Raw genomic sequence first — 737 nt, 5'->3', positions numbered from 1 at the left:
TTGTATATTTTGAAAACCCCTTGCTATGCGAGGGGTTCCAAAGAGCTTCTAGCTATGGACAAGAAAAAAACCCCAGCCGTACAATGAAATCAGGTCTGGTCAACCGACTTCGTACGAAAGGGGCTCCAAATGGATAATAAAAGTTTAGCACACACGACATGGAATTGTAAGTATCACATCGTCTTTGCGCCAAAATATAGAAGGCAGATTATTTATGGACAAATCAAAGCAGATATAGGTAGAATTCTTCGCCAGTTATGTGAAAGAAAAGGAGTAGAAATCATTGAAGCCACAGCCTGTCCTGATCACATTCATATGTTGGTGAGTATTCCACCAAAAATAAGTGTTTCATCGTTTGTGGGTTATTTGAAAGGGAAGAGTAGTTTAATGATATTCGATCGGCATGCGAACCTGAAATACAAATATGGAAATAGGAAGTTTTGGTGTCGCGGATATTATGTAGATACAGTAGGACGAAACAGAAAAATCATACAGGAATATATAAAAAATCAATTGCAAGAGGATATACTTGAGGATCAAATGACCATGAAAGAATTCATTGATCCATTTACAGGAGAAGAAATACAAGCAAAAAAGCGAAAATAATAAAACCACTTTAGTGGTAGCGTGAAAACGGAGTGCGGTTGGCGGACCTTTCAGTGTGTCTTTAGACATGGGCCAGTACCCCAGCGTTTCACGCGTAGAGCAAACCACCAGTTAGACTGGTGGTTCTGATT

Annotated in this window: 1 protein-coding gene; it reads left to right on the top strand. The window is 39.3% G+C overall.

The genetic code is table 11. The features are described 5' to 3' along the window. Positions 1-129 precede the first annotated feature (129 nt). Positions 130-606 (top strand): IS200/IS605 family transposase, encoded by a 477-nt coding sequence (gene tnpA, locus AC1RFD_RS22370; RefSeq protein WP_115673398.1) that lies wholly within the window; start codon positions 130-132, stop codon positions 604-606. Positions 607-737: the final 131 nt, after the last annotated feature.

It is taken from the genome of Lysinibacillus sp. GW823-FHT02G10, assembly GCF_058797135.1.
The sequence above is the reverse complement of the archived record's forward strand: the minus strand, read 5'-3'. Positions and strand labels throughout refer to the sequence as shown.